At 70.3% G+C, this 26,684-nt stretch carries 24 protein-coding genes; 16 read left to right on the forward strand and 8 right to left on the reverse strand.

Annotated features, from left to right (window positions below; genetic code table 11):
* Positions 1-71 precede the first annotated feature (71 nt).
* Complete coding sequence (locus tag ABEA33_RS09480) at positions 72-1,556, reverse strand: DEAD/DEAH box helicase (protein ID WP_345526595.1); 1,485 nt, start codon at positions 1,554-1,556, stop codon at positions 72-74.
* Between the two features lie 166 nt (positions 1,557-1,722).
* Here ABEA33_RS09480 and ABEA33_RS09485 point away from each other — a divergent pair, with 166 nt between their 5' ends.
* Positions 1,723-2,436 (forward strand): ferritin-like fold-containing protein, encoded by a 714-nt coding sequence (locus ABEA33_RS09485; RefSeq protein ID WP_345526517.1) that lies wholly within the window; start codon positions 1,723-1,725, stop codon positions 2,434-2,436.
* A gap of 21 nt (positions 2,437-2,457) precedes the next feature.
* Here the strand turns inward: ABEA33_RS09485 and ABEA33_RS09490 are convergent, their stop codons facing one another.
* The 3 genes from ABEA33_RS09490 to ABEA33_RS09500 are packed head-to-tail and all read right to left on the reverse strand — an operon-like array spanning position 2,458 to position 3,617.
* Positions 2,458-2,727, reverse strand: coding sequence for a hypothetical protein (locus ABEA33_RS09490; protein WP_345526518.1), 270 nt, complete (start codon positions 2,725-2,727; stop codon positions 2,458-2,460).
* A gap of 24 nt (positions 2,728-2,751) precedes the next feature.
* Positions 2,752-2,973, reverse strand: coding sequence for a DUF3107 domain-containing protein (locus ABEA33_RS09495; protein WP_345526519.1), 222 nt, complete (start codon positions 2,971-2,973; stop codon positions 2,752-2,754).
* Between the two features lie 56 nt (positions 2,974-3,029).
* On the reverse strand, positions 3,030-3,617 hold the full coding sequence (locus tag ABEA33_RS09500) for a TetR/AcrR family transcriptional regulator (protein ID WP_345526596.1): 588 nt from the start codon (positions 3,615-3,617) through the stop codon (positions 3,030-3,032).
* A 195-nt stretch (positions 3,618-3,812) separates the two neighbouring features.
* On the opposite strand from ABEA33_RS09500, the gene moeZ reads away from it, so the two are divergent.
* The 3 genes from moeZ to ABEA33_RS09515 all read left to right on the forward strand — a co-directional run bounded on the left by moeZ (position 3,813) and on the right by ABEA33_RS09515 (position 6,411).
* Positions 3,813-5,012 (forward strand): adenylyltransferase/sulfurtransferase MoeZ, encoded by a 1,200-nt coding sequence (gene moeZ, locus ABEA33_RS09505; protein ID WP_345526520.1) that lies wholly within the window; start codon positions 3,813-3,815, stop codon positions 5,010-5,012.
* A 104-nt stretch (positions 5,013-5,116) separates the two neighbouring features.
* A complete protein-coding gene (locus ABEA33_RS09510; protein ID WP_345526521.1) occupies positions 5,117-5,995 on the forward strand; it encodes a S1 family serine peptidase in 879 nt (292 codons plus the stop codon).
* 83 nt (positions 5,996-6,078) lie between these two features.
* Positions 6,079-6,411, forward strand: coding sequence for an MGMT family protein (locus tag ABEA33_RS09515; RefSeq protein ID WP_345526522.1), 333 nt, complete (start codon positions 6,079-6,081; stop codon positions 6,409-6,411).
* Positions 6,412-6,461: 50 nt separating this feature from the next.
* Here ABEA33_RS09515 and ABEA33_RS09520 read toward each other — a convergent pair whose 3' ends face one another.
* The 3 genes from ABEA33_RS09520 to ABEA33_RS09530 are packed head-to-tail and all read right to left on the reverse strand — an operon-like array spanning position 6,462 to position 9,903.
* Entirely contained in the window at positions 6,462-7,853 is a 1,392-nt protein-coding gene (locus tag ABEA33_RS09520) for a YlbE family protein (RefSeq protein ID WP_345526523.1), read from the reverse strand.
* Positions 7,850-9,235, reverse strand: coding sequence for an AllF/FdrA family protein (locus tag ABEA33_RS09525; RefSeq protein ID WP_345526524.1), 1,386 nt, complete (start codon positions 9,233-9,235; stop codon positions 7,850-7,852). Before ABEA33_RS09525 ends, ABEA33_RS09520 begins: the two co-directional genes overlap by 4 nt.
* Positions 9,232-9,903 (reverse strand): oxamate carbamoyltransferase subunit AllH family protein, encoded by a 672-nt coding sequence (locus tag ABEA33_RS09530; protein ID WP_345526525.1) that lies wholly within the window; start codon positions 9,901-9,903, stop codon positions 9,232-9,234. Before ABEA33_RS09530 ends, ABEA33_RS09525 begins: the two co-directional genes overlap by 4 nt.
* 75 nt (positions 9,904-9,978) lie before the next feature.
* On the opposite strand from ABEA33_RS09530, the gene ABEA33_RS09535 reads away from it, so the two are divergent.
* From ABEA33_RS09535 to ABEA33_RS09565, 7 genes are all read left to right on the forward strand, one after another.
* Complete coding sequence (locus tag ABEA33_RS09535; RefSeq protein ID WP_345526526.1) at positions 9,979-11,232, forward strand: PucR family transcriptional regulator; 1,254 nt, start codon at positions 9,979-9,981, stop codon at positions 11,230-11,232.
* 129 nt (positions 11,233-11,361) lie between these two features.
* Positions 11,362-12,732, forward strand: a complete 1,371-nt coding sequence (locus ABEA33_RS09540; protein ID WP_345526527.1) for a uracil-xanthine permease family protein — start codon at positions 11,362-11,364, stop codon at positions 12,730-12,732.
* Complete coding sequence (locus ABEA33_RS09545; RefSeq protein ID WP_345526528.1) at positions 12,729-13,559, forward strand: FAD binding domain-containing protein; 831 nt, start codon at positions 12,729-12,731, stop codon at positions 13,557-13,559. The genes ABEA33_RS09540 and ABEA33_RS09545 overlap by 4 nt, the downstream gene beginning before the upstream one ends.
* Positions 13,556-14,056 carry a (2Fe-2S)-binding protein gene (locus ABEA33_RS09550; RefSeq protein WP_345526529.1) on the forward strand — a complete coding sequence of 167 codons (501 nt, stop codon included), beginning with the start codon at positions 13,556-13,558 and terminating at the stop codon, positions 14,054-14,056. Before ABEA33_RS09545 ends, ABEA33_RS09550 begins: the two co-directional genes overlap by 4 nt.
* Positions 14,053-16,440, forward strand: coding sequence for an aerobic carbon-monoxide dehydrogenase large subunit (gene cutA, locus ABEA33_RS09555; RefSeq protein ID WP_345526530.1), 2,388 nt, complete (start codon positions 14,053-14,055; stop codon positions 16,438-16,440). The genes ABEA33_RS09550 and cutA overlap by 4 nt, the downstream gene beginning before the upstream one ends.
* Positions 16,437-17,072, forward strand: coding sequence for an SRPBCC family protein (locus tag ABEA33_RS09560; protein WP_345526531.1), 636 nt, complete (start codon positions 16,437-16,439; stop codon positions 17,070-17,072). Before cutA ends, ABEA33_RS09560 begins: the two co-directional genes overlap by 4 nt.
* On the forward strand, positions 17,069-18,460 hold the full coding sequence (locus ABEA33_RS09565) for an amidase (RefSeq protein WP_345526532.1): 1,392 nt from the start codon (positions 17,069-17,071) through the stop codon (positions 18,458-18,460). Before ABEA33_RS09560 ends, ABEA33_RS09565 begins: the two co-directional genes overlap by 4 nt.
* A 51-nt stretch (positions 18,461-18,511) precedes the next feature.
* Here ABEA33_RS09565 and ABEA33_RS09570 read toward each other — a convergent pair whose 3' ends face one another.
* Positions 18,512-18,766, reverse strand: a complete 255-nt coding sequence (locus ABEA33_RS09570; RefSeq protein WP_345526533.1) for a hypothetical protein — start codon at positions 18,764-18,766, stop codon at positions 18,512-18,514.
* 1,143 nt (positions 18,767-19,909) lie between these two features.
* Here ABEA33_RS09570 and ABEA33_RS09575 point away from each other — a divergent pair.
* The 5 genes from ABEA33_RS09575 (at position 19,910) to ABEA33_RS09595 (ending at position 26,684) form a co-directional block, all read left to right on the forward strand.
* The gene (locus ABEA33_RS09575) at positions 19,910-20,575 is read left to right on the forward strand and encodes a lysophospholipid acyltransferase family protein (protein WP_345526597.1); all 666 of its coding nucleotides are present in this window, start codon (positions 19,910-19,912) and stop codon (positions 20,573-20,575) included.
* 226 nt (positions 20,576-20,801) lie between these two features.
* On the forward strand, positions 20,802-22,892 hold the full coding sequence (locus tag ABEA33_RS09580; protein ID WP_345526534.1) for a hydantoinase/oxoprolinase family protein: 2,091 nt from the start codon (positions 20,802-20,804) through the stop codon (positions 22,890-22,892).
* Positions 22,889-24,817 (forward strand): hydantoinase B/oxoprolinase family protein, encoded by a 1,929-nt coding sequence (locus ABEA33_RS09585; protein WP_345526535.1) that lies wholly within the window; start codon positions 22,889-22,891, stop codon positions 24,815-24,817. Before ABEA33_RS09580 ends, ABEA33_RS09585 begins: the two co-directional genes overlap by 4 nt.
* 443 nt (positions 24,818-25,260) lie before the next feature.
* Positions 25,261-25,932, forward strand: a complete 672-nt coding sequence (locus ABEA33_RS09590; protein WP_345526536.1) for a hypothetical protein — start codon at positions 25,261-25,263, stop codon at positions 25,930-25,932.
* Positions 25,933-25,979: 47 nt separating this feature from the next.
* Entirely contained in the window at positions 25,980-26,684 is a 705-nt protein-coding gene (locus ABEA33_RS09595) for a class I SAM-dependent methyltransferase (protein ID WP_345526537.1), read from the forward strand.

The raw sequence follows: 26,684 nt of genomic DNA on the forward strand, positions 1-26,684 counted from the left end.
CTGGTCCGAGGGGGCGGCCCAACGCCAGGGATCGAGCTGTCGGCGCTTGCTGCGCGGCCGACGGGGTCAGATCACTCCGCGGCGGGAGCCTTGTCTCCTCCGCCGGAGCCGCCTGAGCGACGGCGACGGTTGCGGCTGCGGTTGCGGCTGGCACCGGCGGGAGCGGATGCGTCGCCGCCCTCGGCGGCGGTCGCTGCGGCAGGAGCGCCGGCTGGGGCGACCTCTCCCGAGCGGGTGCGCGTCCGGTTGCGGTTGGACCGCTCGCGGTCGCCGCCGGAGCGGCCACCGCCGGAGCGGCCGCCACGGTCGCGGTCCTCACGCGGCTTGCGCTCCACGGGAGCGGCGTCGACGATCCGGCCCTTTGTGCCCGGGGGGATGCCCTGGTCGTGGAAGAGGTGCTCGGAGGTCGAGTAGGTCTCCTGCGGCTCGTCGAACGGCAGGTCGAGCGTCTTGTTGATCATCTTCCAGCGATGCAGATCCGCCCAGTCGACGAAGGTGATCGCGATGCCGGAGGCGCCGGCGCGGCCGGTGCGGCCGATCCGGTGCACGTAGGTCTTGTCGTCCTCGGGGCACGTGTAGTTGATGACGTGCGAGACTCCGCGGACGTCGATGCCGCGGGCGGCGACGTCGGTCGCGACCAGGACGCGGATCTTGTCCTCGCGGAACTTCGTCAGTGCCTTCTCGCGCGCGACCTGGGCCATGTCGCCGTGCAGCGGGCTGGCGCTGAATCCGCGCTCGACGAGGTCGTCGGCGACGCGCTGCGACTGCCGCTTGGTGCGGGTGAAGACGATGATCTTCTCGGCGTCTTCGGCCTGCAGGATCCGGCCGATGATCTCGGGCTTGTCGAGGTCGTGGGCCTGGTAGATGAACTGCGCGGTCGCCGGCACCATCGAGGTGTCGTACGACGACTCGGCGCGGATGTTCATCGGGTGCCGCATGTGAATGCGGGCGAGCGAGACGATCGCCGACGGCATCGTGGCCGAGAACAACATCGTCTGGCGGGTCTCGGGGGTCATCCGCAGGATCCGCTCGACGTCGGGCAGGAAGCCCAGGTCGAGCATCTCGTCGGCCTCGTCGAGCACCAGTGCGTGCACGTGGGAGAGGTCGAGGGCGCGGCGGTTCGCGAGGTCGATCAGGCGCCCCGGCGTACCGACGACGATGTCGACGCCGGACGCGAGGGCGTCGAGCTGGGTGTCGTAGCCGACGCCGCCGTAGACGGTCAGGACCCGGAGGCCGGTGTCCGCGCTGGCGATGGAGAGGTCGCTGGAGACCTGGAGCGCGAGCTCGCGGGTCGGCGCGACGATGAGCGCCTGCGGCTTGCCCTGCGGTAGGTCGGCGTACGCCGGGTCGGTCGGGGACACGCTGCGCTGGAGCACCGGGATGCCGAAGGCGAGGGTCTTGCCGGTGCCGGTGCGGGCCTGGCCGATGAGGTCGGTGCCCATCAGCGCGACGGAGAGGGTCATCTCCTGGATGGCGAACGGAGTGGTGATGCCGTGGCGGTCGAGGGCATCGCAGATCTCGGGCAGGACCCCGAGCTCTCGGAACGTGGTCGTCAGTGTCTTCTGCTTTCGTGAGTCAGCCGGGTATCAACCGATTGAACGTCGGATGCGGCGGACTCCCCGATTTAAGACACGGAATGGTCTGCCGCGCACATGCGGCGAGGTCGTGCCTGGAACGGTCGAGCGACCTCGGTCACCTTCACTGTATCGGTAGGGTGCGCACGTGCCCCCATCCGCGCCGCCGCCCGCCCCGGACGAGACTCCGGTGGCGTTCCAGGACCCGCAGTACCGCGAGGCCGTCATCGACCTGCTCGCGGCGATCGCGTACGGCGAGATCTCGGCCTTCGAGCGCCTCGCGGAGGACGCCAAGCTGGCGCCGACCCTCGAGGACAAGGTCGCGATCGCCTCGATGGCCTCGGCCGAGTTCGGGCACGTGGCCCGGCTGCGCGAGCGGCTCGCCGAGCTGGGCGCCGACCCGTTCGAGGCGATGGCGCCGTTCCGGGCGCCGATCGACAAGTTCCATGAGCACACCGCTCCGGCCGACTGGTTCGAGGGGCTGATCAAGGCCTACGTCGGCGACGGGATGGCCAACGACTTCTACCGCGAGATCGCGGCCTACCTCGACGCTGACACTCGCGACCTGATCGTGGCCTCGCTCGAGGACTCCGGGCACTCCGCGTTCGTCGTCGACCGGGTGCGCGCCGCGATCGCGGCCGACCCGCGCCTCGGCGGTCGGCTGGCGCTGTGGGGCCGGCGGCTGATGGGGGAGGCGCTCACCCAGGCTCAGCGGGTCGCGGCCGACCGGGACGCGCTCACCGCACTGCTCGCAGGCGGGATCGACCGCCCGGGTCTCGACCTCGCCGCGCTGGGCCGGATGTTCGCCCGGATCACCGAGCGGCACGCCGAGCGGATGGCCGAGCTGGGACTCGACAGCTGAGCGGAGTCGCGGACGGGTGGTCTACACCCGTCGACGGCCCGTGAGGGTCGCGGCGGCCGTCACCAGGACGGCTGCAGCCACGACCTGCCAGCCGTGCCGCCACCAGTCCACGCCCAGGGTCTGCGGGTTGTAGAACTGGCGATACAGGTAGTCACCGAGCAGGCAGCCACCGATGCCGCAGAGGATCGTGAGCCACAGCGGCACGTTGTCGCTGTCGCCGGGGGCCACCAGCTTGCCGAGCACGCCGATCACGGTGCCACCGATCACGGCCCACACCAGGGCGACGATCATCTTCGGATGATGCTCTCGTGAGGGCTAGGAGCGGAAGCCGACCTGGCCGGCGGTGCCGTGGCCGAGCTCGACGTACGCCAGCTTGGCGACGGGGACGATGATCCGGCGGCCCTTGACGTCCTTGAGGTTGAGCACGCCCTCGCCGGAGACGGCGTCGGCGACGAGCTTCTCGACGTCCTCGGGGCTCTCCTCGACGTCGATCGTCAGTTCACGTGCGGCGTTCTGGACGCCGATCTTGACCTCCACGAGGTCCTCCTTGATTGCAGTGCTTGCTTCGGGGCTTGCTGGGGGTGTGCGTCGGGTCAGTGGTCGTCGGTGAGTGGGTAGCCGCGGATGCCCCGCCAGGCGAGGCCGGCCACCAGGGCGGCTGCGTCCTTGCGGCTGATCTCACCGGGGTCCGAGAGCCAGAACCTGGCGCTCACCTGTGCCATTCCCACGAGGGAGACCGCGAGCAGCCGGGAGGCGTCGTCCGGCAGGCCGGTGTCGTCGTGGATGACGTGCGCGATCATCGCCGCGCACTCGGTCGTCACCCGGTCGACGTGCTCGCGTACGGCGGGCTCGTTGGTCAGGTCGGACTCGAAGACCAGCCGGAAGGCGCCGGTGTCGCTGGCGATGTACTCGAAGAAGACATCCATCGTCGCCGCCACGCGCAGCTTGTTGTCCGGCGTGGACTCCAGTGCGACCCGGGTGTTGTCGATGATCGTGTCGCACGAGCGGTCGAGCAGGGCCAGGTAGAGGTCGAGCTTGCCGGGGAAGTGCTGGTAGAGCACCGGCTTGGAGACACCGGCGCGTTCGGCGATGTCGTCCATCGCCGCCGCGTGGTAGCCCTGGGCCACGAACACCTCGAGGGCGGCCTCCATCAGCTGGGCGCGTCGCTCCCGCCGGGGCATCCGGCCGCCGCGGGGCCGCGCCGGTGTGTCGTACTGCTCTGCCGTCACGCGGCGAAGCGTACCCGTCGCCCGCCAGCGTCCGGATGACGGGACGCGGCGATCCGGACGTCGTGTCGGCGGGGAACATGGCAGGACCGGAGGTTGTTCGGACCGACGAGACAACCTGAACCTTCGGCTGAACCTGAGGAGTACGCCGTGTCCTTTCCCGCGCTCGTGGAGCCCGCGGACGAGCTGACCATCGACGAGGTGCGCCGATACAGCCGTCACCTGATCATCCCCGACGTCGGGATGACCGGTCAGAAGCGCCTCAAGAACGCCAAGGTGCTGGTCATCGGCGCCGGCGGTCTGGGCAGCCCCGCCCTGCTCTACCTGGCCGCCGCCGGCGTGCACACGCTGGGCATCGCGGAGTTCGACGAGGTCGACGAGTCGAACCTGCAGCGCCAGATCATCCACGGACAGTCCGACATCGGGAAGTCGAAGGCGGTGTCGGCCAAGGAGTCGATCGCCGAGGCGAACCCGTACGTCAATGTGATCCTGCACGAGCAGCGTCTCGACAACGACAACGTGATGGACGTCTTCAAGGGTTACGACCTGATCGTCGACGGCACCGACAACTTCGCGACCCGCTACATGGTCAACGACGCGGCGTACTTCCTCGGGATCCCGTACGTCTGGGGCTCGATCTACCGCTTCGACGGCCAGGCCTCGGTCTTCGCGCCGTCGATGGCCGACGACGCCCCCTGCTACCGCTGCCTCTACCCCGAGCCGCCGCCGCCGGGCATGGTCCCGAGCTGCGCCGAGGGTGGCGTGCTCGGCGTGCTGTGCGCGTCGATCGGCTCGATCCAGGTCAACGAGGCCATCAAGCTGCTGACCGGCATCGGCGAGCCGCTGGTCGGCAAGCTGATGATCTACGACGCACTCGAGATGGAGTACCGCAAGCTGAAGGTCCGCAAGGACCCCAACTGCGCGCTCTGCGGCGACCACCCGACTGTCACCGGCCTGATCGACTACGACGCGTTCTGCGGCGCGATCTCCGACGACGCGGCCGAGGCGGCCGCCGGGTCGACGATCTCGGTCACCACCCTCGAGCACATGCTCAAGGAGCGCGAGGAGGGCGCCCGCGACTTCGTGCTGATCGACGTGCGCGAGCCGAACGAGTACGAGATCAACCGGATCCCCGGCTCCGTGCTGATCCCCAAGGGCGACTTCCTCAACGGGTCCGCGCTCGAGCAGCTCCCCGCCGACAAGCAGATCGTCATGCACTGCAAGTCGGGCGTGCGCTCGGCCGAGACGCTCGCCATCGTGAAGGGCGCCGGGTACGCCGACGCCGTGCACGTGGGTGGCGGCGTGGTCGCCTGGGTCAACCAGATCGACCCCTCGCAGCCCACCTACTGACAGCGCGAGTCGGCGCAAACTGACCCCTTACCCGGGGTCAGTTTGCGCCGACTCGGCATTTACCGGCGCGTAACCTCGGTCGCGGAGGTGTCGTTGGTCGGTGCATGAGCCTCACTCGTTCCCAGCTGGCCGCCGTGTTCGCGGCCGTGACGATCACGATCCTGACCGCCGCGCTGCTGACCTTGACCCAGTCGCGCGCCGACAGCGCCCAGGCCTGGGCGTCCGCCGACACGGCAGCGATCCACCCCGGCACGATGATGTACACGGAGGGTGCCCAGTGCACCGCCAACTTCGTCTTCACCGACGGCACCGGCTCCGTGTACGTCGGCTACGCCGCTCACTGCGCGGGCACCGGAGAGGCCACCGACACCAACGGCTGCAACGTCGACTCGCTGCCGCTCGGCACCTCGGTCACCTTCAACGAAGGCGGCAACCTGCTCAGCGAGGGCACCCAGGTCGGTGCCGGCACCCTGGCCTACTCGTCGTGGGACACGATGGCGAAGGTCGGTGAGACCGACGCCAACACGTGCGCCTACAACGACCTGGCGCTGGTCAAGGTCGACGCGGCCGACGTCTCGAAGGTGAACCCGTCGATCCCGTTCTGGGGTGGACCGACCGGCATCGACACCGACGGCACCGCCGCCGGCGACCGCGTCTACACCTTCGGCAACTCCAGCCTCCGCGCCGGCATCACCCAGCTCTCGCCGCACACCGGCATCAGCCTCGGCGACGACGCCGCCGACGGTGGCTGGTCGCACCCGCTCTACACCGTCACCCCCGGCGTGCCCGGCGACTCCGGCTCCGCGTTCGTGAGCGCGGACGGCAAGGCCATCGGCGTCCTCTCGACCCTCGGCCTCGCCCCGCTGCCGCTGTCCAACAACATCGGCGACCTCGGCAAGGAGCTCGGCTACGCCCAGCAGCACTCCGGCATCGCCGGTCTGCGGCTGGTCAACGGCTCCGAGGCGTTCTCGCCCATCCTCTGAAACGAGGGCGTCGCGGCCGGCCTGGCCGCTACGGTGGCGGCCGCCGTGGCGCTGACCGCGCGCCAGCCGGGAGAGGAGTAGGGGTGAGCCTGGACCACGAGGAGTACGTCGAGCTGGTACTGCGCTGCGTCGAGGCGGTGCCGCGCGGCCGGGTCACGACGTACGGCACCATCGCCGAGGTCGTCGGCGCCGTGGTCGGCGGCGGCGGACCGCGGCTAGTCGGCAACGTGATGGCCTCGCACGGCGCCGGGATGCCGTGGTGGCGGGTGGTCCGCGCCGACGGGTCGCTGCCGCCGAGCCACCAGGGGGAGGCTCGTCAGGCCTACCTCGAGGAGGGCACGCCGCTGCGGCCGTCGGGCAACGTCGACATCAGGGTCGCGCTCTGGCGGCCGCCGACGTTGCGTCGAGACACCTGAGATGGTCGCGATATCGCCCCGGTGAGAGCCGTGTGGGGTGTCTCGACGACTCAGGCGCGAGCCCGGGCCAACTCTGCCAGGCGGCTGAGCGCCTTCGGGAAGATCTCGGCGGGCGGGTCCACCAGCCCGGCGCCGACCTGACCGACGCCGGCGACCTTGCCGGCCATGCCGGTGTTGATCTGCGGCAGGATCCCGGTGCGGCACACCATCGAGACGTCGATGCCGGTGGGCGTGCCCTGGAACTCGAGCACCGGCACCGTCCAGCGTGGGTTCTCCCCGAGCGTGATCTCGTGCATCCGCCGGGTGGTGGCCAGGGCGTCGGGCACCGAGCCGCCGACCAGCCGGACGATCGCGGGTGCGGTCGCCATCGCGAACCCGCCGATGCCGGCCGTCTCGGTGATGGCCGAGTCGCCGATGTCGGGGTTGGCGTCGTCGGGACCGTAGCTGCCGAGGAAGAGCCCGTCGGCGAGCTGGGCGGGTCCGGTGAACCACTCGTCGCCGGTGCCGGCGACCTGGATCCCGAAGTCGGTGCCGTTGCGGGCCATCGCGACGACCATCGTCGAGCCTTCGATGCCACGGGCGGCGTCGAGCGCGAGCTTGCAGGCGGGCATCGCGAGGTTGAGGAAGAAGTGGTCGTTGCCGCCGATGAAGCGCAGCGACTCCGCCACGTCCGACGCGTCCATCCCACTGGTCACCATCGCGGGGGAGAGGTCGCGCAGCAGCATCAGAGTGCCCGCCCGGTTGCGGTTGTGGGCCTCGTCGCCCATCTGCAGCATCTGGGTGAGGATGCCGGAGACGTCGACGGGTTCCGACCCGCGGACGGCCCGCTGCAGCAGCGGGCCGAGCACGTCGCGCATCCAGCGCAGCCGGGTCAGCACCTCGGGCCCGTAGGCGCCGTACCGCAGCACCTTGCCGAGGCCTTCGTTGAGCGAGCAGTAGGTACGCCGGCCGGTGGCGGCGTCCTCGAGCACGAACATCCACATGCTCGGCGTGACCACGCCGGCCATCGGGCCGACCGTCGACCGGTGGTGGCACGGCTCGAGCGAGACGTTGCTGCCGGACTCGAAGAGGGCAACAGCGTCCTCGGGGTCGTCGACCAGGCCTTCCAGTGCGGCACCGGCCATCAGGCCTCCGCGCAAGGGGCCCGAGGCCAGCGCCCACTCGATCGGTGGGCCGGCGTGCAGGAACTCACCGGGCTGGAGGCCGAGCACCTCGGAGGCCGGTGCGACGTCGACGAGGCTGGCCGTGACGTCGAGCATCGCGGCCAGTGCGCGCTCGTTGGCGGTACGGCGGAGCGGGTCGGCGGCGACGGTCGCGAGGTCCGCCTCGGTGCCGGTCATCGGCGGCCGCCAGTCGACCCGGGTGACGGCGGTGGCCTGGTCGGCGACGGCGTCGGCGAGCAGGTCGGCGCCGACGTTGACGACGGCCTCGGGGGTGGTCACGAGAGTGCTCCGATCAGTTCGAGGGCGCGCCGGGTGGCGCCGGCGTTGGACAGGTGGACTTCCGCGCCGGCCGCGACGAGGGCAGCGACCTGATGGTCCCGGCCCTGCGGGTCTCCGTCGGTGCCGACGACCGCGATCACCACCGGCTGGCCGACGGCGGCCAGCGCCGGTGCGAGCTCGGCTGCCGGGTCGGGCTCCGCGCCGTGGCCCAGTACGACGTCGAGCAGCAGCACGCCGGTCGCAGGGTCGGCCGCCGCGCGTGCCAAGTGCTCGAGCCGCAGGCTCGGGTCGATCATCGGGTGGGCGCGACCCGAGGTGTACTCGTCGTCGCCGAAGTCGACGAAGGTGTGTCCGCCGTCGGTGCCGGCGATCAGCTGGGCCTCGCTCTTCAGCGTGCCGCCGACGAACAGGCCGCGGACCACGCCTTCACCCGGGTCCGCCTCGCCGACGACCGGCCAGGTCGGCACGTCGTGGCCGAGCCGACGCAGCACCACCTCTGCGGCGGCGGTGAGGTCGGGCTTGCCGGCGCCCAGGAGCGCGAACTCGACAGGGGTCGACAGGCCGGCGGCGTACTCCTCGATCTCGGCAGCGACCTCGGGCGCCGGTGGCTTGGAGATCACCACGATCAGCTCGACGCCCGCGTCCTCGTCGAGACGGCGCAGCGCTTCGCGGGTCGAGGCGCCGCGGACCTCGGACGACAGGTCGCGTCCGCCGACGCCGTACGCCGACGTGACGCCGACGCCGGAGTGGTCGAGCAGCGCGAGCAGCTGCTGGCAGCCGGTGCCGGACGCGGCGACGATGCCGACCGGTCCGGGGGAGACGACGTTGGCGAAGCCGAGGCCGAGACCACCGACGACCGCGGTGCCGCAGTCCGGGCCCATCACCAGCACGCCGCGCTCGGCGGCCGCGCGCTTGAGGGCGACCTCCTGCTCGACGGGCACGTTGTCGCTGAAGACCATCACGTCGCGACCGGCGTCGACGGCGTCCATCGCCTCGACCAGTGCGCTCGGGCCGGGCACGGAGACCACGACGACCGCGTCGGACGTACGGCGCAGTGCGCTCCTCGTCGAGCGAGGCGCGGCGATCTCGGGCGATCCCTCGTCGGGCCGCCGGTTCGCGTCCCGCAGAGCCTGGTCGACACCGGCCAACGCGGCGGTGAGCGCGTCGCCGTCGGCGAGCCGCAGCGCCACGACCATGTCGTTGCTCGTCGCCTCGACAGGGACCGCGAAGCCCATCTCGGTGAGCACCTCGATGTTGAGGGCCGTCGCCATCGCCACCTGGGCCGCGAGCACGCCGTCGAGGCTCTGCACGGCGCGGCTGACCTGGAGCAGGGTGACCGAGTCGGCGTACGCGCCCGGTCGTAGCTCCACGTGGTTCGTCATGCTGCTGCTCCTTCGGGAGAGAGATGGTCGAGTGCGGTGCGGGCGCCCTGGAGCAATCCGCGTCCGGAGGTGTGGCCGACGGCGGCGAGGGCAGCGGCGAGGCGGGGCTCGGCGGCAGTGCCGACCGCACCCAGCCAGCGGGCGAACTCCGGGATCACCTCGCCGTGCATGGCGCAGTCGAGCAGCGTCGCGGAGAGCAGGGTGGTGCGATCCAGGCAGGCGCGGACGGCGGCGTCGACCTCGCCGGTCGCGACCCCGGTCGCCCGGTGGACCGCGAGCCACCCGCACAGCACGTCGTCGTCGTACGGCGTGAGCCCGTCGCCGCGCCCCACCATCGCGGGCACGTCATCGGGCGCCGGGGCCGGAGTGGTGGTGGCGGTGCGAACCGTTGGCACCCGGACGTCGACGACGCGCCCGATCGGCAGCGCCCGGTCGTCGAGGTGCAGGACGCCGGTGTCGAGCCGGGCCCGGCGCACCTCGGGGAGAGCGTCGGCCGCAGCGCGCAACGCGCACGGCACCGCGACGGCCCGGCGGGAGACGACGCCGACGCAGCGGCCGGCGATCTCGACGTAGACCGCGTCGCGTCCCCGGTGGACCACCGGCACCGGTCCGTCGGGGGTGGATCGCAGCAGCGCCCGCACTCGAGGAGCTGCGCTGACGGGGATCACCGCACCGACGCTATCCGGGCAAGTTACGGTTTGGGGATGTGAGGTTGTGCCAACGCCTCGGTCGAAGGAGTGCAAGTGTTGATAGGCGATGACCGCGAAGAGCTCGCCAGTGCCGCGTTGGCACGAGTCGACGCCCTGCACACCGGGCTGACCCAGATCGTGCTCGAGGGCGGCAACCTCGACGGCATCGCGGCCGAGGTGAGCCGGGTGCTCGAGGTGGGCGTCGCGTTCACCTCGACCGACGGCAGGGTCCGAGCATCGGCCCTCGACGACGAGCACCAGGAGCTGCTGGTCGACCAGGACCTGGTCGACCCCACCGGGCGAGTGCGGGTCGAGCGGATCGGCAGCGGCGCCGCGCACGTGTCCCGGGTGGCCGCGGCCGGCGTCGAGCTCGCCCGTCTCGTCGCGATCGCGCACGAGCCGATCTCCGACGACGACGTGCACGCCCTCGAGCGCGCCGCGGCGGTCGCTGCGCTGCTGATCACCCGCGAGGAGGCGGTCGCCGCCGTCGAGAACAAGTACCAGGGCGACTTCCTGCGCGATCTGCTGCTGCGTCGCACGGCCGACCCGGCCTACGTGGCCGAGCACGCGGAGACCTTCGAATGGGACCTCTCGCGGCCGATGGTGGTCGTCGTAGCCGAGATCGACCCGAGCGACGAGGTGGTGTCGAGTGGTCGACGACGGCAGTGGCAGGAGCGCTTCTCGGCGGCCTGGCGGCAGGTCGCGGCGGCGGTCGCGCCCGGGATCGCCACCGTCGACTTCTCCTCCGAGGTCGTCACGTTGCTGCCGCTGGCCGAAGGGGACACAGAGCCCGTCGCGGGCCATGGCGTCGTACGCCGGGCCGTGACCGCGGTCGCCGGTGACAAGGGCGGCGGGCGTCGCCCGTTCTCGGTCGGCGTCAGCCGGGTCGCGTCCACCATCGACGAGCTGCCCGCGGCGTACGCCCAGGCGCGGCGAGCCGTCGAGGTCGGCCGCCGGATCCGGGGCGGCGGTTCCACGACGTTCTTCGACCAGCTCGGCGTGCACCGTCTGATCGCCCTGATCCCGAACAACCCGGCCGGCTCGGCGGAGCTGGACGCGTTCGTCGAGGACGTGCTCGGCCCACTCGTCGAGGACACCACCGAGGCAGCCGACCTGCGCGAGACCCTCCAGGTGCTGCTCGACACCAACTTCAACGTGGCCGAGGCGGCCCGGTTGCAGTTCTTCCACTACAACACGATGCGCTACCGGGTCTCCAAGCTCGAGCGGCTGCTCGGTCCGCTCTCGACGGACCCGCACCTGCGGCTGGACGTCGCCGTCGCCCTGCGCGTTCTAGAGATCACCGGCTGATCACGCGCCGACAACAGATGCCAGCCATTGCGGCGTTCCTTCGGCATCTGTCGCCGTCGTGGGTGTGTCATGGGCCTCATTAGGTTGAGCAGGACTCGGGGCCTGTCCTGACACCGAAAGGGTGCTCACATGTCGATGTTCAAGTGGGACGTAGTCGATCCGGCGCCGGGAGAGGCCGTCGCGCCGAACCAACGCCTGTCGTGGGGCAAGACGGCGGGCCTCGGCGCGCAGCACGTGGTCGCGATGTTCGGCGCCACGTTCGTCTTCCCGATCGTCATGGGGCTCGACCCCAACCTGGCGATCCTCTTCAGCGGTATCTGCACGATCCTGTTCCTGCTGGTCTGCAACAACAAGGTTCCGAGCTACCTCGGCACGAGCGCCTCGTTCGTCGCCGGTGTCGCCGCGATCCGGGCCCAGGGCGGCGACTCGTCCGACGTGACCGGCGCGATCCTGATCTCCGGCCTGGTGCTCCTGGCGGTCGGTGTGCTCGTGCACTTCGCCGGCGCCGGGATGATCCACAAGGTGCTGCCGCCGTCCGTCACGGGTGCCGTCGTGATGCTGATCGGCTTCAACCTGGCTCCGGTCGTGGCGAGCATCTACTGGCCGCAGGACCAGTGGGTCGCCCTGCTGACGGCGACCTTCATGGTGGTCGCGGCCTGCCTGTTCCCGGGCTTCTGGTCGCGGATCGCGGTGTTCCTGGCGCTGATCTTCGGCTACCTGATCTCGTGGCTCTTCGACGCCATCTTCGGCCAGATCAACTCGATCACCGGCTCGAGCAACGGTGAGCTGCTCGAGCACGACCGGGTGTCGTGGGCCGGTGTGAAAGCGGCCGACTGGGTCGGCTTCCCGAGCGGTGACCTGGCCGACGGTGTCAGCGCCGTCCACGGCCCGAGCTTCTCGCTGACCTTCATCCTCCTGGTGCTGCCGGGCGTCATCGCGCTGATCGCGGAGAACACCGGTCACGTCAAGGCCGTCGCCGAGATGACCGGCGAGGACCTCGACCCCTACATGGGTCGGGCGATCGGTGCCGACGGTGCCGCGACCGCGCTGGCCAGCCTCTTCGGCGGCTCGCCGACCACGACGTACGCCGAGAACATCGGCGTCATGGGTGCCACCAGGGTCTACTCGACGGCCGCCTACTACGTGGCCGCGGTCGTGGCGATCCTGCTCGGCCTGTGCCCGAAGTTCGGTGCCGTGGTGAGTGCCACCCCGGGCGGTGTGCTCGGTGGCATCACCGTCGTCCTCTACGGCATGATCGGCCTCGTCGGCGCGAAGATCTGGGTCGAGAACCGGGTCGACTTCGGCAACCCGGTCAACCTGGTCGGTCTGTCTGCGGGCATCATCGCCGGCATCGGCGGCGTGACCCTGAAGTTCACCGACGACTTCTCGCTGAGCGGCATCGCCCTCGGCACGATCCTGGTGATCGTCTACTTCCACCTCGTCAACATGCGGGGCAAGCACACCGACCGGACGTCGGGAGAGGTGACCAAGGTCCTGTGAAGCCAGCACCGTTCGACTACCGCCGGCCAGGGACCATCGCCGAAGCAGTGGCGGCTCTGGCCGGCGAGCCGAACGCCAAGGTGCTGGCCGGTGGCCAGAGCCTGGTCCCGCTGCTGTCGATGCGGCTCGCGGCCCCCGCGATGCTCGTCGACATCAACGGGCTCCCGGGCCTGGACACCATCGAGGCAAAGTCTGATGGGCAGAGCGACGACGGCGTCCGGGTGGGCGCGCTCGCCCGGCACGCCGCCGTCCTCGCCTCGCCCGACGTACGCCGGGTGCAGCCGCTCGTCTCACTCGCCCTGGCCAACGTCGCGCACGCCACCATCCGCAACCGGGGTACGACGGTCGGCTCGATCGTGCACGCCGACGCGGCCGCCGAGATGCCCGTGGTGCTGTCGCTGCTGGACGGGTCGCTCGACGTCGAGGGGCCCGGCGGGCGCCGTACGATCCCGGCGTCAGAGCTCTATCTCGGACCGCTGGAGTCGTCCGTCCGGCATGACGAGATCGCGGTCTCGGCGTACTTCCCGGCGTTGGCGCCGGGTGCCGGAGTCGCCTTCGAGGAGATCGCCAGGCGTCACGGCGACTACGCCTTGGTGGGGGCCGCTGCGCTCGTCGACGGCGAGTCCGTGAAGGTCGGCTACCTGTCGGTGAGCGACGTGCCGACCGTCGTCGACCTGACCGGCGTCGCCGACGCCGACCTGGGGGAGGCCGCGCTCGCGCAGCTCGACCCCGCGGAAGACATCCATGCCAGCGCCGCCTACCGCGCGCAGCTGGTCCGTGTGCTCACCGGGCGCGTGGTTCGATCGGCAAGAGAGGGGGTCCGATGACCGAGGAGCTCCACGACGTACGCCTCACCGTCAACGGCAACACCCACGAGATCCGGGTGCCCGCACGGCGGCTGCTCTCCGACGCGCTGCGCCACGACCTGAGGCTCACCGGCACCCACGTCGGCTGCGAGCACGGCGTGTGCGGTGCCTGCACGATCCTGGTCGACGGCAGCCCGATGCGCTCCTGCCTGATGTTCGCGGTCTCCGCGGAGGGCAGTGAGATCACGACCGTGGAGGGGCTCACCAACCCCGACGGCTCGCTCGGCCACGTGCAGCAGGCGTTCCTGGAGTGCCACGGCCTGCAGTGCGGCTTCTGCACGCCGGGATTCCTGACCACGATCACGGCCGGGCTGCGCGAGAACCCGACGCCCACGCACGAGGAGGCCCGCGAGATGATCGCCGGCAACCTCTGTCGCTGCACCGGCTACCAGAACATCGTGAAGGCAGTGGAGCGCGCCGCGGCCCTTCGACAGGCTCAGGAACCGGAGCTGACATGACGACCAAGCTGATGGGCCAGAAGGTCCAGCGCGTCGAGGACCAGCGGTTCCTGCGCGGCCTCGGTCGGTACGTCGACGACGTGGCCGTGGAGCAGGACGTCCTGCACGCCGCCGTGCTCCGCTCGCCGCACGCGCACGCCAGGATCATCGACATCGACGTCGAGGCCGTGCTCGACATCGAGGGCGTGCACGCCGTCTTCACCTGGGACGACCTGGCGTCGTGCACCCCGATGATGGCCGAGCCGCTGCCGCTGCTGATCCCGCACCCGGCGCTGACGCACGGGCGCACGCAGTACGCGCTGGCGAAGGACGAGGTCAACTACGTCGGTGAGGCGATCGCGTTCGTGGTCGCCGAGGACCGCTACATCGCCGAGGACGCGGTCGGCCGGATCCGGGTCGACTACGAGTTGCTGCCGCCCGTCGTCGGCGTCGACGCTGCCAGGGCGGCGAAGACACTCGTGCACGACGACGTGCCCGGCAACATCGGCGCCCGCCTGGAGCAGAACGTCGGTGACGCACCGGCTGCCATCGAGAAGGCGCCGCACCGGCTCGAGCTCGACCTCACGATCGAGCGCAGCGCGTGCATGCCGATGGAGGGCCGCGGCACCGTCGCGCGCTGGGACCCGGACCTCAACCGGCTCCAGGTGTGGACGTCGACGCAGAGCTCGACCGGCGTACGCGCGGCGGTCGCGGTGAAGATGGGCCTCGACCTCGGCCAGGTCGACGTGATCACCCCCGACGTCGGCGGCGGCTTCGGCGTGAAGATCAACCACCCGTGGCCCGAGGAGCTCCTCGTCCCGATGGCGGCGAAGGCCCTTGGTCGCACGGTGAAGTTCACCGAGGACCGGCGTGAGCACTTCATCTCGTCGGCGCACGAACGCGGCCAGGTGCAGCACATCGAGGTCGGCTTCGACGACGACGGCCGGCTGCTCGGGCTCGACGTGGAGTTCTGGCACGACCACGGCGCCTACATCCCGTACGGCCTGATCGTGCCGATCATCACCTCGACCCAGCTGCTCGGTCCCTACAAGCCGCAGAACTATCGCGTCGTCTTCGAGTCGCTCTACACCAACACCGTGATGGTCACGCCGTACCGCGGGGCCGGGCGGCCGCAGGGCTGCTACGCGATGGAGCGCACGATGGACGCGATCGCGGCGTACCTCGGCAAGGACCGCGCCGACGTGCGCGCCGTGAACTTCATCCAGCCCGACGAGTTCCCCTACGACCAGGGGCTGATCTTCCAGGACGGCCGCGAGCTGGAGTACGACTCCGGCGACTACCCCGCGTCGCTGGAGAAGCTCAAGGCGTTGGTCGGCTGGGACGAGTTCCCGGCGTTCAAGGCGGAGATGGCAGCGCAGGGCCGGCAGGTGGGCATCGGTCTCGCCTGCTACGTCGAGGGCACCGGTGTCGGACCCTACGAGGGCGCGCACGTGCACATCGAGACCAGCGGCAAGGTCAAGGTCGCCACCGGCCTGACCACCCAGGGCCAGGGCCACGCCACGGTCTTCGCGCAGCTCGTCGCCGACGAGCTCGGCGTGAAGTTCGAGGACGTCGAGGTCGTCACGGGTGACACTCGCCGGATGCCGTACGCCGTCGGCACGTTCGCCTCGCGAGCGGCCGTGATGAGCGGCTCGGCGATCCACCTGGCCGCGAAACGGGCCAAGGAGAAGGTGCTCAAGATCGCCGCCGAGGCGCTCGAGGCGTCCGAGGACGACCTCGAGATCGTCGACGGTGTCGTGTCCGTGAAGGGCTCGCCCGGCACCTCGATCGACCTGGGCACCGTGTCGGTGCTGTCCAACCCGCTGCGCTACGCCTTCGACGAGGCGTCCAAGGCCGCGACCCAGTTCTCGGTCGGCGACCCGGGCAAGCCGCCGGTGCCCGAGGACGAGGAGCCCGGCCTCGAGGGCAGGGACTTCTACTCGCCGGAGCGCGCGACGTTCGCCTCCGGCATGCACGCCGTGATCGTGGAGACCGACCCGGAGACGGCCGAGATCACGATCCTCAAGTACGCCGTCGTCCACGATTGCGGCCACCTGATCAACCCGATGATCGTCGAGGGCCAGATCCACGGCGGCGTCGCGCAGGGCATCGGGGGAGCGCTCTACGAGCGGATGGCGTACGACGAGTCGGGGCAGCTGCTCAACGCGTCGTTCATGGACTTCCTGATGCCCTACGTCACCGAGGTGCCCGACGGCATCGACATCGACCACCTCGAGACGCCGTCCCCGCTCAACCCGCTCGGCATCAAGGGCGCCGGTGAGGCGGGCGTGATCCCGTCCGCCGCCGTGTTCGCCGCCGCCATCGAGGACGCCGAGTCCATCACCATCACGGCGATGCCGATCTCGCCGTCCGAGCTGTACGCCCTGCGTCTGGAGAACTCATGAAGATCAGCGGATCCAACGTCGTCCCCTTCCCGGTCGAGACGGTCTGGGACGCGATCCTCGACCCCCGGGTCCTGGTGGCCACGATCCCCGGCTGCGAGCAGCTGGCCGCGACGGGCGACAACGCCTACGACATGACGGTCACGGCCGGCGTCGCCGCGATCAAGGGCACCTATCAGGGCTCCTGCACGCTCTCGGACCTGAAGGACAACGAGTCGCTGGTCATGCGCCTCTCCGGCGCCGGTGCCCCGGGCACCATCGACGCGACCGTCAAGGTGCTCTTCGGCGAGGCAGAGCCCGGCGTGACCAAGATCGACTACGAAGCCGACGCGATCGTCGGTGGCATGGTCGGCGGTGTCGGCCAACGGATGCTCACCTCGGTCTCGAAGCGGATGGCCGGCGAGTTCTTCGGCAACGTCGCGTCCGCGATCGCCTCCCCGGCGGTCGACGCTCCGGTGGTCGAGCCTGTCCAGACCCCGGCGGGCCAGGCAACGCCCGCGCCCGCCACCGTCTTCAGCGCGCCCGCCAAGACGTCCGGTGTCTCCTCGCAGGACGACTTCCTCAAGGGCATCGCCGTCGGCGCCGGACTCGTCGTCCTCGGCGTCGTCGTCGGACGGTTGTTCGGCCGCTCATGAGCATCACCGTCGAGTCCGCCGCACGCGACCAGGCCGGCGCCGTACGACGCCGCGAGATCTCCGCGCGCGAGCTGCTCGACCTGCACCTGGAGCGGATCGCCGTACGCAACCCCGAGCTCAACGCGATCGTCTCGCTCGACGAGGAGCGCGCCCGCGAGGGGGCCGCTGCGGCCGACGAGGCGCTCGCGTCCGGCGCGGAAGTCGGTGCCCTGCACGGGCTCCCGTTCGCCTTCAAGGACACCCACGGGGTCGCGGGCTGGCGCACGACGTACGGCTCCCCACTCTTCGCCGACCACGTCGCCGACCAGGACGACCTGATCGTGGAGCGGGTACGCCGGGCGGGCGTGGTCGTCATCGGCAAGACGAACGTGCCGGAGTTCGCTGCCGGCTCCCACACCTTCAACCGGGTCTTCGGCCTCACCCGCAACCCGGTCGACCCGTCGCGGTCGGCCGGTGGCTCCTCGGGCGGCGCCGCGTGTGCCCTGGCGTCCGGGATGGTGCCGTTGGCGGACGGCTCCGACATGGGTGGGTCGCTGCGCAACCCGGCGTCGTTCTGCGGCGTGGTCGGGCTGCGGCCGTCGCTCGGCCGGGTGCCGGAGTGGCCGCTCTACAACCAGTGGGAGACGACGTCGGTCGGCGGTCCGATGGCCCGCAATGTCGGTGATCTCGCGCTTCTGCTGTCGGTGATGGCCGGCCCGGACCCCCGCGCACCGCAGGCACTGACGGATCCTGGAGCCGCCTTTGCGCCGCCTCTCGACGGCTCGCTCGCCGGGCTGCGTGTCGCGCTCTCTCCCGACCTCGGCGGCGCGATCGAGGTCGACGCCGAGGTCGCCGAGATCGTCGCGTCGTCCGGATCTGCCTTCGCCGGAGCGGGAGCCGTGGTCACGGACGCGCACCCGCTGCTCGCCGAGGCCGACGACACCTTCCGCACCCTGCGCGCGTGGCACTTCCAGGCCAAGTTCGGGATGATGCTGGCCGCCTCGCCCGACGAGTTCAAGCCCTCGCTCGCCGACAACATCCGGGCCGGCGAGTCGCTCACCGGCGCCGATGTGGCCCGTGCCTACGCCCAGCGCACTGCCCTCTCCGAACGGATGCGCGAGTTCTTCGAGACCCACGACCTGCTGGTGCTCCCGGTGTCACAGGTGCCGCCGTTCCCGGCCGACCAGGAGTACCCGTCCGCGATCAACGGTCGCCCGATGGCGACCTACCTCGACTGGATGCGCGCGGCGTACGTCATCACCGTGACCGGCTGCCCCGCCATCTCGGTCCCGTTCGGGCACACCGCCGACGGGCTGCCCGTCGGCGTCCAGATCGTCGCCCCGCACGGCCGCGACCGGTTCCTGCTGGAGGTCGCGGCAGCGTTCGAGGCCGTCAGTCGGCCTGGTTGATCTCGCGGCCTCGCCGGCCCAGCGCACATCCGGCACCTGCCGCGAGCACGATCAGGGTCGGCGCGCCTGCACCCCACGCCGCGCCTTCTGCAGCTTGCCGGTGAGGGTGTCGAGGTCGATGGTGATCACGATGGTGGCGTCGGTGCCGCCGACCTTGGGGAGCCTGTTGGCGGGGATGCGGTCGATGAGCTCGTCGAACGCTCGGCCCAGCCGCTCCGGGCCCGGCCGCCGTTCCGCACCGGGTCCGTGGGTGGCGGGCTGGTGTGCGCGAGCCAGTTCGCCGCCTCGGCAGCGTCCATGGACCACACCGACGCGTCTACCAGGGTGTCGGCGAGGTCGCGCAAATGCGCGGTCGCCGAGGCCATCTGGTGGCGAGGGGCATCGCTGTCATGGGTCAACCCCATCAGGGTCACCGACCCTCAGAGGCCCAGAACCCCTTGTCTTCACAGGGTCCTGGGGCCTTTGTGATCCATCTTCCGCACGATCGTGCGGCTTTTCCGCACGAACGTGTGAACAACCGGAACGCGACGTCCGTGGGGGTTGAGGCTCGGGCCTGGCCGCTCTCACACCTCAACCACCGGGGGCCGGCGTACCGCACCTCAACCGCCGCGCATCACTCATCCACAGGGGCGGTGGATAGCCTGTGGGATCTCACCGGCCCGTTGTGGATGAAGGCCGCGAAACTGTGGAGCACGCAGTCAATTTCGGTGGAACCCGAAGTTTGTTTCCCGAACCCCTTGCGCGCCGATCCCGGGAGGCATAGAACTTCTCCCACGCCCTCCGGCAACGGGAGGCGGGACAGCTCGAAGACGAGGGTCCACACGATCGCCGACCGGCTTGCCGGGGAGTGATCGCGGCGGCTGGGTGACGAGGCCGCTGGGACCGGAGACGAAGAGCGTGTCGACCGGAAGCGTCACCGGTACCGGTCATCTGAAGGGCCCTTGCGACTCATACTCGCGAGGGCCCTTCGTCCATTTCGGGACAGGCGCCGGATGCCCAATCCCGCTCAACTGTGGGGATCTGAGGGATTTCTGTGGACAACTCAGGCCCTTTCTGTGGACAGTCTGGCCAATTCCGGTGGAACCAGAGGAATGTTTCCCGAAAGGTCTTGCGCACCACCTCGCAGAGGGCATAGAACTTTCCCACGCCCTCCGGAGACGGAAGGCGGGACAGCTCGGAGACGAGGGTTCTGACGAGAGCGAACCGGCTTGCCGGGGAGTGATCGCGGCGGCGAGATGACGACGACGCCGGGGCCGGAGAAGCCGAGCAGTCGACCGGGAGCGTCATCGGTACCGGTCAACCGAAGGGCCCTTGGGACTCATACTCTCGAGGGCCCTTCACCTATTTCACCGCGCGACTTTCACCGCGCGACCGATCTTCCGCCGGCGCCCACCCTCTGACACCGAAGTCGGCGGACCCGTCGGTAACCACGAGACTGGGCGAGTGGTCATGTACGCCGTCCTGCACACGGTCATCCCGCCCGTCGCGAAGCTGGTGTGGCGGCCGACGGTGACCGGCCTCGACAACGTGCCGCGCACCGGAGCCGTGCTCCTGGCGAGCAACCACCTGAGCTTCGCCGACTCCCTGGTGATCCCGATCGTGGCGCCGCGCAAGGTGCACTTCCTGGCCAAGTCCGACTACTTCGCGGGCGGCGGGATCAAGCGCAACCTGCAGAAGGCGTGGTTCGAGGGCATGGGGATGCTGCCCGTCGACCGCGACGACCCGCGGGCCGCCATCGCGAGTCTCGAGACCGCGCTCGAAGTGCTGGGCCGCGGGGACGCCTTCGGCCTCTACCCGGAAGGCACCCGCTCACGCGACGGCCGGCTCTACCGCGGCCGCACCGGAGTAGCGCACCTGGCGCTGACCGCGGGCGTGCCCGTCGTCCCCGTCGGCATCACCGGCACCGAGAAGCTGCAACCGGTCGGCTCCCGCTTCCCGAAGGTCGTGCCGGTGACGGTCACGTTCGGCAGGCCGATCGAGGTCGCCGGTCGGTACGACGGCGTACCGCTCGGCAAGGCCCGCCGCGAGGTCACCGACGAGATCATGCGCGCGATCCAGGCGATCACCGGCCAGGAAGAGGCCGGGATCTACAACGAGCGCGCCCCCGACGCGTAGCGTTCCGGTGGGGTGCTCTCGGTGATCGAGCAGGGAGGCGCCCTGGCGCCGACAGTGTCGAGATCCCGGCACCCGAGCGCGTGCGCTGGCTGGGGGGTCTCGACAACGCTCGCTGGCGCTCGCTGCTCGACCAACGGGCACTGCTGGCAGAGGTTGCCGGACGATCGCTGGTTCGTCGGCAAGGTCTGCCGTGGTCCGCTGAGTGGGACCCCGGTTGAATCGACGCATGACCCGACGGATCAGGATCGGCATCGACACCGGCGGCACGTTCACGGACGTGGTGGCCTTCGACGAGGACAGCGGCGAGCTGGTGACGACGAAGACACCGTCGACGCCGAGCAACCCCGCCGACGGCTTCCTCGCCGGCATCGACAAGGTCCTCGGCCTGCTCGGCGCCACCGGCGCCGACATCGACGCGGTCAGCCACGGCACGACGGTGGCGACCAACCAGCTGCTCGAGGGCAAGGTCGACCGGCTCGGGTTCATCACCAACACCGGCTACGAGGCGATGCTCGAGATCGCGCGACAGTCCGTGCCCGACGGCTACGGCAACTCCTACTTCTGGGTGAAGCCCGAGCGGATCGTGCCGCGCGACCGGGTCAAGGGCGTCGAGGGACGCCTCGACGTGAACGGCGAGGAGGTGCGGCCGTTCGACGAGGACGGTGCCCGTGCCGTCGCCCGCTGGTTCAGGGCGCAGGGCATCACCACCCTGGGCGTCTGCTTCCTGCACGCCTACGCCAACCCGGTGCACGAGGAGCGGATGCGCGCGATCCTCGCCGAGGAGCACCCCGACGCGGTGGTCTCGCTGTCCAGCCAGGTGCTGCGCGAGTACCGCGAGTACGAACGGGCGATGACGACCCTCGTCGACGCCGCCGTCAAGCCGCGGCTCTCGGCGTACGTCACCAACATCAAGACCCGTCTCCGGGTATATGGGCAGAGCGCCCTCGACAACCGGGTCATCCCGTTCTACGTGATGAAGTCCAACGGCGGCGTGCTCTCCGCCGACGAGGTCGTGCACCAGCCGATCACCACCGTGCTCTCCGGCCCTGCGGCCGGTGCGCTCGGCGCCGCGCTGATCGCCAAGGTCGCCGGCTTCGACAAGGTGTTGACCTCCGACGGCGGTGGTACGTCGACCGACGTGTCCGTCGTCATCGACGGCGAGCCGACGCTGACCACCGAGGGCTCGGTCGGCGCCTTCCCGTCGAAGATCCCGATGATCGACGTCGTCACCGTCGGTGCGGGCGGCGGCTCGATCGCCTGGCTCTCGCCCGAGGGGACCCTCAAGGTCGGCCCGCAGTCGGCCGGCGCCGACCCCGGTCCGCTCTGCTACGGCAAGGGCGGCACCGAGGTCACGATCACTGACGCCCATGTCTTCCTGGGCCGGATCCCGCCGCACCTGCTCGGCGGCGAGATCCCGCTCGACGTCGACGCAGCCCGCGCCGGCATCGAGGCGCTGGCCAAAGAGCTCGGCATGTCGCCGGAGGCGTGTGCCTCCGGAGTCCTGGAGATCTCGGCCTGGAACCAGGCCAACGCGCTGCGCCAGGTCACCGTCAAGCGCGGCCTCGACGTCCGCGACTTCACGCTGACGACGTTCGGTGGTTCGGGCTCGCTGCTGCTCTGCCGCCTGGTCGACGTGCTGGGCCTGCCTGCCGTGCTCGTGCCGCCCAACCCGGGCAACGTCTCGGCGTTCGGGCTGCTGACCGTGGACGTGAAGAACGACTACGTGCAGACCCACGTCACCCTCGCCGACCAGCTCGACCCGGCCACCGTCACGGGCGTGTACGACGCGCTCGCCACACGGGCTGCGGAGGCGCTGTCCAAGGAGGGCTTCGACCCGGCCGAGCACCAGTTCGTCCGCACCGCTGACCTCCGCTACTTCGGCCAGGCCTTCGAGGTGCGCGTCCCGGTCGGCGAAGGCGAGCTGGACCCGGCCGTGGTCGCCGACGCCTTCCACGCCGAGCACCGTGCGACGTACGGCTACGACTTCTCCGGTGACTCCACCCAGCAGGTCGAGTGGGTCAACCTCCGGGTCTCCGGCATCGGTCCGATCCAACGCCCGGAGATCAAGAAGTCCCCGGTTGAGGAAGGCGCGCTGGCGCCTGTCTCGAAACCCCGGGCCACGAGGCAGGTCTGCTTCGACGCGACCGAGGGGTACGTCGAGTCGCCGGTGCTCTGGCGACCGGACCTCGCCCCCGGCACGGTGGTGACCGGCCCGGCGATCATCGAGGAGTTCGGCTCGACAGTGCCGCTGCACCCGGGCTTCACGGCCCGCATCGACGAGTACCTCAACATCATCGTGACCAGGAGTCAGGCATGAGCGACAGCCGCCGCGCACCCACCGACTTCCCGTTCGGCCACCTCACCGACGACGCGGGTGCGAGCGCCGACCCGGTGCTCGTCGAGATCGTCCAGGGCTCGCTGGCGAGCGTCGAGATGGAGGTCGAGACCGCCATCGGCCGGACCAGCCGCAGCCCGATGATCCGCGACGCGCACGACTTCCGCGCCGGTATCCACGACCGGCTGCTGCGCAAGCTCACCGGCCGCTCGTACTCCGCGCTCGTGCACCCCGTCGCCCGTGACTTCCCGATCGAGGAGATGCAGGAGGGCGACGTCTTCTTCCACAACGACGTCTACCGCTCCGAGGGCGGCATCGGGCACCTGCCCGACCTCTGCGTCACGGTTCCGGTCTTCAGCGGCGCGCCCGACGAACGCAGAGTCGTGGCGTTCGTCCAGGCCTTCGGGCACCACGACGACATCGGCGGCGCCGTACCCGGCTCGATGCCCTCCAACGCCACCAGCGTCTTCGAGGAGGGCCTGATGGTCCCCCCGATCCGCCTCTGGGACGCGGGCGTCCCCAACAAGGCCGCCCTGTCGATCATGACCCGCAACTCCCGGATGCCGGAGTCGCTGGCCGCCGACCTCGACGCCGAGTGCTCCGCCTGCCTGATGGGCGCGCGCCGGCTCGGCGAGCTCTTCGACCGGTACGGCGTGGACACCGTCGAGTCCTGCTTCGACGCGATCATCAGCCGCACCACCGAGACCTACCGCCGCGAGATCCTCAGCCAGATCCCGGTCGGGGAGTGGGTGTGGGAGGACTACGCCGAGCACGATGGCGTCGACGTACCGCAGCTGCACACCCAGCGGATCACGCTGACGCGCACCCCGGCCGACGACCCGGAGGGCGAGCGCCTGATCCTCGACTTCGGCGGCACCTCGCCGCAGGCCAAGGGGCCGATCAACCACTGCGGTGACTACAGCGACGGCGTCTTCCTCAAGAAGTGGCTGGCGCCGATCCTGCGCAACCTCGCCAAGGACCCCGGGCGGATGGCCGAGCTCGACGTCAACGAGGGCATCGTGCCGCTGATCGAGATGCGGTTCCCGCCGCCGGGCACCCTGCTCACCCCGGTCTTCCCGGCGCCGACCAACGCGCGCACGTTCGTGATCCTGCGGCTGCTCGGCGTGCTCGCCGGCGTGGTCGCCAAGGCGGTCGACGGCCGGATGCCGGCCGACCAGGAGACGATCCGCTACACCGGCGTGTACGGCGAGGACCTCGAGGGCCGGCCGTACCTGATGCGCGAGGTGCTGGGCGGCGGGTCCGGCGGTCGCTACTACGCCGACGGCGAGGACACGATCCACGTCGTGCCCGACTCCCGCAACCTGCCCTCGGAGTTCACCGAGGCGCGCTTCCCGTTCCGCGTCGAGTCGCTGTCGCTGGCGATGGACAGCGGGGGAGCGGGCCAGTTCCGCGGCGGCCTCGGCTACGAGAAGCACATCCGGATGCTCAAGGACGGCCACTTCATGTCCATCGCGGACCGGTCGATCCTGGCCTGCTGGGGCGTGAAGGGCGGGCTCGCGGGCAAGCCCTTCGAGGTCGTCATCGACGCCGGCGGGCCCAACGAGCGCGAGGTCGACGCCCTGGCCGACGCCGAGCCCGTCGCCGCAGGCGAGGTGATCCGCATCCGCACGACGGGTGGTGGTGGCTGGGGCAACCCGCTCGACCGCGACCCCGAGCTCGTCGTCCGTGACGTCGTCTGGCGCAAGGTCTCCCCGGAGGCCGCGCTCACGTCGTACGGCGTGGTGCTGACGGGTTCGCTCGATGACGACTCGCTGTCGTACGACGAAGCCGCGACGACTGCCGAGCGGGCCGCCCGCCCGGCGCCGAGCGAGGCCTTCTTCGACCGCGGCCCGGGCTATGCCGCCCTCGCCGACGGTGCGGCGTACGCCGAGGTCGACCTGGTCTAAGGCGTGCCGCCGACAGATGGCGGGATGTCGCTCGGTGACGCGAGCTCATATCGTCCGTGGCCTTGTCGGGTCGGGTCGTTGACGAACCGGACGGTGCCGTCGTTGAGCAGCGCGAACAGGTGCTTCCTCTCGGCGGCGCTGAGTCGTCGAAAGTGCACGTCGGTGGTCCACCACTGAAGGCGGCTGCGTCGCTGGATGATCGCTCCGTCGCGAACCGCGACGAGGACACGGGTTCGAACGTCCCGAGATGGCTGCTGGGGCATCGGCACCCTTCGTCGTTCATCGTTGTGATTGTCAAAGGCATGCCCAATATAGTGGGCGCCACCGACCATGCCGCCCAATCCGCATTTTCGGGTGGGTCGAGTGCTCGGCTGGCGCGCGCCTTGCAGTCGGCACTGCGCGGGCGCACGATGGAGGCACGGCGCACGAAGAAGGTGAAGCCGATGGGCACCACCGATGTCCTCCGCAGCTCGATCCAGCACAGCCAGGGGCGGCTCTCGGGCCGACTCGCCGAGGCGCGGTCGATGGAGGCCTCGCGCGACCGGCCCCGCGACGGCCACGAACGCATCGACGCCTTCCTCGCGACCACCAGCATGCATCTGCACGCCGTCGACGCGGTGCTGCTGCCGCCGGCGCGACGCAAGCTCGCCGACGGCGGTCCGCTCGTGCACGACTACCTGCGCTCGAGCAAGGCGCTCGAGGTGGAGCTCGCGCACGTGAAGGCGCACGAGTACGGCTCGGTCTACGAGACGTCGTACGGGTGGCTCGACGTGTGGTCCGACGTCGAGGTCGCGATGGCGGACCACCAGCGGCACGAGGCCGTGATCGGGATCCGGCTCAGCGACACGCTTCCCGACGACGACCTCGACGTGCTCGCCCGGCGCCTGTGGGCCGCCGAGCTGGCGGCGCCGAGCCGGCCGCATCCCTACACGCCTCACACCGGCCCGTTCGGGGTCGTGGCTCGTCGGGTGATGCACGCGGTCGACCGTTTCTGGGACACGGCCGAGGGTCGGATGGTGCCGGAGGCGACACCGGAGCCGAAGAAGCCGCCGGGCCGGTTCGCGCAGTACGTCATGGGCGACCCGCGCTTCGACGAGGAGAGCGAAGCCCGGTAGGTCGCTACGCTCCTGAGCGTGCCCATTCGACGAGGCTCGGGAGCATCATGACGGTCGACAACCCACTCGAGAAGTACTTCAGGGCGAACGACAAGCGGCTGATCCACAAGTGGATGCACTACTTCGAGATCTACCACCGCCACCTCGCGCGATTCCGAGGCAAGCCGGTCACGATCCTCGAGTTCGGGGTCAGCCACGGCGGCTCGCTGCAGATGTGGCGCAACTACTTCGGCCGGAAGGCGAAGATCTACGGCGTCGACATCGACCCGCGCTGCGCCAAGCTCGGTGGTCGGCGTACGAAGGTCTTCATCGGTGACCAGGAGGACCGGGTCTTCCTGCAGTCGATTGCCGACGAGATCGGACCGGTGGACGTGCTCATCGAGGACGGCGGGCACACCATGGGTCAGCAGATCGCGACGTTCGAGGTGTTCTACCCGCAGATGGTCTCCGACGGGGTCTTCCTGATCGAGGACCTGCACACCAGCTACTGGGAGCAGTACGGCGGCGGCTACCGACGCCCCGGCACCTTCATCGAGTACGCCAAGGGCCTCACCGACCAGCTGAACGCCTGGCACTCGCGCGAGGAGGGGTTCGTGGTGGACGAGTTCACCCGCACCACCAAGTCGGTCCACTTCTACGACAGCATCATCGTCTTCGAGCGGGGGAAGGTCGACAAGCCGCACGCGGAGCGCACCGGCCGCTGGAGCTTCGGCAAGCGCAAGGGCACCATCGCGACGTACGACGAGGGGTAG

The organism is Nocardioides endophyticus (assembly GCF_039543845.1).
GTDB classification, from domain to species: domain Bacteria; phylum Actinomycetota; class Actinomycetes; order Propionibacteriales; family Nocardioidaceae; genus Nocardioides; species Nocardioides endophyticus.

Coding starts and splice junctions, on each gene's coding strand:
- ABEA33_RS09490 (WP_345526518.1), bottom strand. CDS start 2,727: ATGATCGTCGCCCTGGTGTGGGCCGTGATCGGTGGCACCGTGATCGGC.
- ABEA33_RS09500 (WP_345526596.1), bottom strand. CDS start 3,617: ATGCCCCGGCGGGAGCGACGCGCCCAGCTGATGGAGGCCGCCCTCGAG.
- ABEA33_RS09510 (WP_345526521.1), top strand. CDS start 5,117: ATGAGCCTCACTCGTTCCCAGCTGGCCGCCGTGTTCGCGGCCGTGACG.
- ABEA33_RS09525 (WP_345526524.1), bottom strand. CDS start 9,235: ATGACGAACCACGTGGAGCTACGACCGGGCGCGTACGCCGACTCGGTC.
- ABEA33_RS09540 (WP_345526527.1), top strand. CDS start 11,362: ATGTCGATGTTCAAGTGGGACGTAGTCGATCCGGCGCCGGGAGAGGCC.
- ABEA33_RS09550 (WP_345526529.1), top strand. CDS start 13,556: ATGACCGAGGAGCTCCACGACGTACGCCTCACCGTCAACGGCAACACC.
- cutA (WP_345526530.1), top strand. CDS start 14,053: ATGACGACCAAGCTGATGGGCCAGAAGGTCCAGCGCGTCGAGGACCAG.
- ABEA33_RS09560 (WP_345526531.1), top strand. CDS start 16,437: ATGAAGATCAGCGGATCCAACGTCGTCCCCTTCCCGGTCGAGACGGTC.
- ABEA33_RS09565 (WP_345526532.1), top strand. CDS start 17,069: ATGAGCATCACCGTCGAGTCCGCCGCACGCGACCAGGCCGGCGCCGTA.
- ABEA33_RS09575 (WP_345526597.1), top strand. CDS start 19,910: ATGTACGCCGTCCTGCACACGGTCATCCCGCCCGTCGCGAAGCTGGTG.
- ABEA33_RS09580 (WP_345526534.1), top strand. CDS start 20,802: ATGACCCGACGGATCAGGATCGGCATCGACACCGGCGGCACGTTCACG.
- ABEA33_RS09585 (WP_345526535.1), top strand. CDS start 22,889: ATGAGCGACAGCCGCCGCGCACCCACCGACTTCCCGTTCGGCCACCTC.
- ABEA33_RS09590 (WP_345526536.1), top strand. CDS start 25,261: ATGGGCACCACCGATGTCCTCCGCAGCTCGATCCAGCACAGCCAGGGG.
- ABEA33_RS09595 (WP_345526537.1), top strand. CDS start 25,980: ATGACGGTCGACAACCCACTCGAGAAGTACTTCAGGGCGAACGACAAG.